Below are 6110 nucleotides of genomic sequence, written 5' to 3'. Positions count from 1 at the left end.
TCGAAACACTCCACCAGCTGCTCACGCTGATGCTCACTCAGCGAACTTCGTGCTCTCAATGAAAACTACTCCCCACTAGTCGGTAACTGATTTCTCAGTCCAACTAATGGGGAGCAGTTCAATGAATTCCCTCGGGGGCGTTTTCGGGTCTTTACGTCTAGAACAGGGCGGCGGGCTCTAGAGGTGGGCTCTAGGGGCGGGCTCTAGAGGTTGACCGGGTACTGGCGCTGGTCGATCTGCGGATCGATGCGATCCTCGACGAAGATGCCGTGCCAGACCATGAATGCGATGACGGTCCACAGTCGGCGGGAGTGGTCCGGGCCGGAGCCGGTATTCATCGCCACGCGGTGCTCGTCCAGCATCTTCAGGACCTCTGCCTTGTTGAAGATGTGGTCGGTCTGCGAGGTCTCGATGTTCTCCTTGGCCCAGCCGTAGAGCTCGTCGCCGGCCAGCCAGTGGCGCATCGGCACCGGGAAGCCCAGCTTCTTGCGGTGCAGAACGTGCGGGGGAACGATGCGCTCCAGTGCCTTGCGCAGAGCGTACTTGGTGGTGCCGTGGGAGATCTTGAGCTCGTGGGGGAGGGTTTCCGCCACGTCGAAGACGACCTTATCCAGGAACGGCACGCGCAGTTCCAGGGAGTTTGCCATGTTGATCTTGTCGGCCTTCACCAGGATGTCGCCACGCATCCAGGTGAACAGATCCAGGTGCTGCATGCGGGCGACCGGGTCCATGTCCTTGGACTTCGCGTAGATCGGCGCCGTGACCTCGCGGTGATCCCACTCGGGGCGGATCTCGCGCAGCACGCGCTCCAGCTGCTGGTAGTTGAAAGAGCGCGCGTTGCCGTAGTAGCGATCCTCCATCGGCATGGTGCCGCGCTGCAGCAGGGACTTACCGCGCATGCCCTCGGGCAGTGCGTTGCCCACGCTGGACAGCACGCGCTTCAGTGGGGAGGGGACCTTGTCGAAAGGCGCCAGACTTAGCGGCTCCTTGTAAATGGTGTAGCCACCGAAGAGCTCGTCGGCGCCCTCGCCGGAGAGAACCACCTTGACGTGCTTGCGGGCTTCCTGTGCCACGAAGTACAGCGGAACTAGCGACGGGTCGGCCACCGGATCGTCCAGGTACCAGATGATCTTCGGGATCGCCTCGGCGTACTCCTCCGGGCTGACTACCTTAACGATGTGCTCGGCGCCGATGGCGGCGGCAGACTCCGCGGCCACGTCGACTTCGGAGTAGCCCTCGCGCTCGAAGCCGGTGGTGAAGGTCAGCAGATCCGGGTTGTGATGCTTGGCCAGCGCGGCGATGGCGGTGGAGTCGATGCCGCCGGAGAGGAAGGAGCCGACCGTGACGTCCGCGCGCATGTGCTTGGCCACGGAGTCCTCCAGGGCCTCGGCGATGCGCTGGAACACGGCTTCCTCGTCGCCGGCCGCGACCTTCTTGACTGGGAAGCGCGGCTCGAACCAGCGGGTTTCCTCGATCTTCCCGCCGGGGGTTACAAAGCCGTAGCTGCCGGATTCCAGGCGGCGGATGTGCTTGTGCAGGCTCTCCGGCTCTGGGACGTACTGCAGATCCGTGTAGTGCGCGATGGCGCGGATATCCAGATCCAGGTTTAGCCCCAGTTGGTCAGCCATCGACAGGATGCATTTCTTCTCCGAGGCGAAGACGGTGCCCGCCTCGGTGGTGGCGACGTACATCGGCTTGATGCCGAACTGATCGCGGGCCAGGAACAGCTTCTTTTCCTTGGAATCCCACACCGCGAAGGCGAACATGCCGCGCAGGTGGTTCACCACGTCGGCGCCCCAGTGGTGGAAGCCCACCACGATGGTCTCGCCGTCGCCCTCGGTATTAAAGGTATAACCAGCTTCCTTGAGCTCCTCGCGCAGCTCGACGTAGTTGTAGATCTCGCCATTGAAGGTCAGCGCGTAGCGGTCCGCCTCGCCCTCCGGGCCCCACTGCAAGGGCTGGTGCGAGTGCTCCAGGTCGATGATGGATAGTCGGTTGAAGCCGAAGACGACATCTTGGTCGTGCCACGTGCCGCTATCGTCCGGGCCTCGGTGGTGCATGCAGGGGAGTGCGCCCTCCACAGCCTCAACGAAATTTTCCGCGGCGCCGTTCGCCGCAATGATTCCAAGCAATCCACACATGCGTTCCGACTTTACGCGGGAGGGGTAGAGGTGGGCTAGTTGCCACGGCGGGGAGCAGACCGTTTTAAGACTGAGTTATTGAGCAAACGGGGTTATTGAGCACACGGGCCATCTAGCGACTGAGTGATGTGCATTACATAGATCCGCTTCTGTGAGACTGTACAGCGATCCATGCGCTGGTCCGTAGCTCCGCGTAGCCTGGGAGCCATGGCAAAAAATTTCGCATCACAGCTGGTAAAGACTCTAGAGAAGCAGGGCGTCAAGCGAATCTTCGGGCTGGTGGGCGATAGCCTTAACCCGATCGTCGACGAGGTTCGCCAGTCCTCCATTGAATGGATCCACGTTCGCAACGAGGAAGCCGCGGCCTTCGCCGCCGGTGCGGAATCCCTCGTCACCGGCGAACTGGCCGTATGCGCCGCCTCCTGCGGCCCGGGCAATACCCACCTGATCCAGGGCCTCTATGATTCCCACCGCAACGGTGCGAAGGTGCTGGCCATTGCCTCCCACATCCCGAGCGTGCAGATCGGCAGCCAGTTCTTCCAGGAGACCCACCCGGAGCAGATCTTCCAGGAGTGCTCCGGTTACTGCGAGATGGTGAACTCCGCAGCACAGGGGCCAAAGGTGCTGCACCACGCCATCCAGTCCACGCTGGCCGGCAACGGCGTTAGCGTGCTGGTCATTCCCGGCGACGTATCCTCCCAGGAAATCGAGGAGGAAGGCTTCATCGACTCGGTGTACGCCAAGGGGCGCCCCGTGCTGTACCCGGATGCCGAGGAAGCAGCCCGCCTGGCGAAGGCCATCAATGATGCCGAGACCGTCACTTTGTTCTGCGGTGAGGGCGTCAAAAATTCTCGAGAGCAAGTGCTCGAGCTCGCAGAGAAGATTAAGTCCCCGGTCGGCCACGCCTTCGGCGGCAAGATGCACATCCAATACGACAACCCGTTCGACGTCGGCATGTCCGGGCTGCTGGGCTACGGTGCGGCGCGCGAGGCGATGTACGACGCTGACCTGCTGATTCTGCTGGGAACCGACTTCCCGTACACCGACTTCCTGCCTACTGGCAACGTCGCGCAGGTCGACATCGACGGCTCCCACATCGGCCGCCGCACCACCATCGACTACCCAGTGGTCGGCGACGTCGGTGCTGTGATCGACACGATCCTGCCACACATCGAGGAAAAGACCGACCGCAGCTTCCTGGATAAGCAGCTGCGCAACCACGCACGGGCGCTGAATCACGTGGTGGACGCCTACACCAAGAAGGCGGGCAAATCGAAGCCTATCCACCCGGAATACGTGGCGGACACGATCGACCGCCTGGCAGCCGAGGATGCCATCTTCACCATCGATACCGGCATGTGCAACGTCTGGGGTGCCCGCTACATCACGCCGAACGGCAAGCGTGAAGAAATTGGCTCCTTCCGCCACGGCACCATGGCCAATGCGCTGCCGCAGGCACTGGGTGCGCAGGCCGCGGACCGCGACCGACAGGTGATCTCCTTCTCCGGCGATGGCGGCCTGGGGATGCTCATGGGCGAGCTGCTGACCGCCAAGCTGCACGACCTGCCGGTCAACATTGTGGTCTTTAATAACTCCTCGCTGGGCATGGTGAAGCTGGAGATGATGGTCGCCGGCCTGCCCGAGCACGAAACCGACCACGAGCACGTGAACTTCGCCAAGATCGCGGAAGCCATCGGAATTAAGGCGATCCGCATTGAGGATCCGGCGGACGTGGAGAGTGGCATTAAGGAAGCTCTGGCCTACGACGGCCCGGTGCTGGTGGACGTGGTTACCGACCCGAACGCGCTGAGCCTGCCGCCGAACATCACCTGGGAAATGATGATGGGCTTCTCCCGCTCCGCAACGCGCACCGTATTCGAGGGTGGCGTGGGGCGCATGGTCGACCTGGCCCGCGCCAACCTGCGCAACATCGGTGGTGCCGGAGTGATCGAGATGAACAAGTTCTAGAACACCCCCAAAACTCCCACAAAGGCGGGAGCCACGCACTGCGCGGGCTCCCGCCTAACCCGTGTGGGGGCAATGTGGGTAGCTGCCAACCCCGAAAAGGGAAATTCCGCTTCCGCGATGGTGGCAATGTCCTGTTAATGGTCTAAGGTTCTTTAAGTGAAGTGGTTGTAGGTCTATCTATCGCGCGCGAACTGCAGGCGCGCGGCAGACCTCAAGGCCTACAACGCAAAGTGACGTGTGAATGAGGAAGGCAAACTCGCGTGGAACAGCGAAATAAGCACGGTTTGACTCGCCGTATTGGCCTCGCCGGTGTACTGGGCCTAGCTGGCCTGGTTCTCTCCGGCTGTACTGTCGCCCCGCCGGAGAACGGTTTCTTTAACTTCTTGCGCATGGGCTGGCCGAAGGGCATCACCCCGGAGTCCAAGGAAATGGGCAACCTGTGGGTGTGGGTCTGGGTCGTCGCCTGGATCATCGGCATCATCATGTGGGTGCTGCTGTTTGTGAACATGGGTAGGTCTAGCGCCAAGAAGGCTGAGAAGCGCGGCGAGGACGAGTTCCCGCGCCAGACCGGCTACAACGTTCCGCTGGAGCTGGTTCTGACCACCCTGCCGGTTCTGATCGTCTGTGGCCTCTTCTTCTTCAACGTTCAGGCGCAGGACCGCGCAACGGCTCTGGACAAGGATCCGAAGGTCGTCGTCGACGTGACCGGCTACCAGTGGAACTGGAAGTTCGGCTACCGGGAGATCGCTGCAGAGCTGAACGGTGGCCAGGAGTACAAGGGTGTCGACGAGAAGGCACAGGCTCGCGCAGAGGAGTCCAAGAAGCCTGCGGAGAACCTGGACGAGCACGGCGACCAGATCCCGGGCCCGATCCACGGCAACTCCAAGGATGACCTCAGCTACCTGAACTACAACAAGATCGAGACCGTGGGCACCACTCAGGAGATCCCGGTTCTGGTCGTTCCGTCCGGCACCGCCATCGAGTTCGATCTGGCTTCCGCTGACGTTGTCCACTCCTTCTGGATCCCGGAGTTCCTGTTCAAGCGTGACGTGTTCCCGCACCCGAGCGAGAACCGTTCCGAGCGTCGCTTCCAGGTTGAGTCCATCGACGAGGAAGGCGCATACGTCGGCCGCTGTGCTGAAATGTGCGGTACCTACCACGCAATGATGAACTTCGAGCTGCGCGTCGTCTCCCCGGAGAAGTTCGAGCAGTACATCCAGTTCCGCAAGGACAACCCGGAGGCTCCGAACTCTGAGGCTCTGAAGGCCATCGGCGAGGAAGGCTACGCAACCTCCACCCACCCGTTCGAGTCCGACCGCACCGGCACCCGTACTCCGAACGAGAACTACAAGGACCGCAACGCCGCTTAGGAAGCGGAGCGCAAGGTTAATTAAGGAAGAGAGATAAGCAAATGAACTCTGGTGCAAAGCTTTTCTACGGCCTCGGTACCTTCTTCGTTGTGGTCACGGTGTTCTACTTCATCGTCACCTCCTCCGTGAAGGACGCGGGCAACGTGATGGGCGTTGAGTGGGCTGGTGGCACCGGCCTGGTCATGGCCACCCTGCTGGCCTTCATGCTCGGTGGTTACCTCCACCTGACCGCCTCCAAGACCGACATCGGCCCGGACGACTGGGAAGAGGCAGAGATCGAGGACGGCGCTGGCGTGCTGGGCTTCTTCTCCGCAAGCTCCATCTGGCCGTTCTGGATGACCGTCTCCATCGTCGTGATGGGTGCCGGCCTGGCATGGTGGCACCTGTGGCTGGTCGCCTTCGGTGCCGGCATGCTGATCTGGGCAACCACGATGCTGAACCTGCAGTACGGCCTGCCGCCGGAGAAGCACTAAAACTTCACACTTCACTAGAAACTCCCCCTCCGCCAGTCTTTGAACTAGCCCCCGAAAGTTGGACTGGTTTAATTCTAGGCGGTGAGGGGTTCAAGGGTCTGATTCCGATATTGCATCGGGGTCAGGCCCTTTAGTCGTTGTTGGATGCGTTCGGTGTT

The 6110-nt window shown here is 61.5% G+C and carries 5 protein-coding genes; 3 read left to right on the top strand and 2 right to left on the bottom strand.

Annotated features, from left to right (window positions below):
* Positions 1-203: 203 nt before the first annotated feature.
* Positions 204-2141, bottom strand: coding sequence for an asparagine synthase (glutamine-hydrolyzing) (gene asnB / locus MHX52_RS10165; protein ID WP_239318078.1), 1938 nt, complete (start codon positions 2139-2141; stop codon positions 204-206).
* Positions 2142-2348: 207 nt separating this feature from the next.
* Between asnB and MHX52_RS10160 the strand changes: the two genes are divergently transcribed.
* The 3 genes from MHX52_RS10160 to MHX52_RS10150 all read left to right on the top strand — a co-directional run bounded on the left by MHX52_RS10160 (position 2349) and on the right by MHX52_RS10150 (position 5952).
* On the top strand, positions 2349-4109 hold the full coding sequence (locus tag MHX52_RS10160) for a pyruvate dehydrogenase (RefSeq protein WP_239318077.1): 1761 nt from the start codon (positions 2349-2351) through the stop codon (positions 4107-4109).
* A 260-nt stretch (positions 4110-4369) separates the two neighbouring features.
* Positions 4370-5479 carry a cytochrome c oxidase subunit II gene (locus MHX52_RS10155; protein ID WP_070488946.1) on the top strand — a complete coding sequence of 370 codons (1110 nt, stop codon included), beginning with the start codon at positions 4370-4372 and terminating at the stop codon, positions 5477-5479.
* 41 nt (positions 5480-5520) lie between these two features.
* A complete protein-coding gene (locus tag MHX52_RS10150) occupies positions 5521-5952 on the top strand; it encodes a cytochrome c oxidase subunit 4 (protein WP_035005493.1) in 432 nt (143 codons plus the stop codon).
* 74 nt (positions 5953-6026) lie between these two features.
* Here the strand turns inward: MHX52_RS10150 and MHX52_RS10145 are convergent.
* Positions 6027-6110 (bottom strand): IS3 family transposase (locus MHX52_RS10145; RefSeq protein ID WP_239317516.1); only part of this gene is annotated, 84 nt, incomplete at its 5' end.

The organism is Corynebacterium sp. ACRQJ, from assembly GCF_022346045.1.
In the GTDB taxonomy this organism is placed as follows: Bacteria; Actinomycetota; Actinomycetes; order Mycobacteriales; family Mycobacteriaceae; genus Corynebacterium; species Corynebacterium evansiae.
The sequence above is the reverse complement of the archived record's forward strand: the minus strand, read 5'-3'. Positions and strand labels throughout refer to the sequence as shown.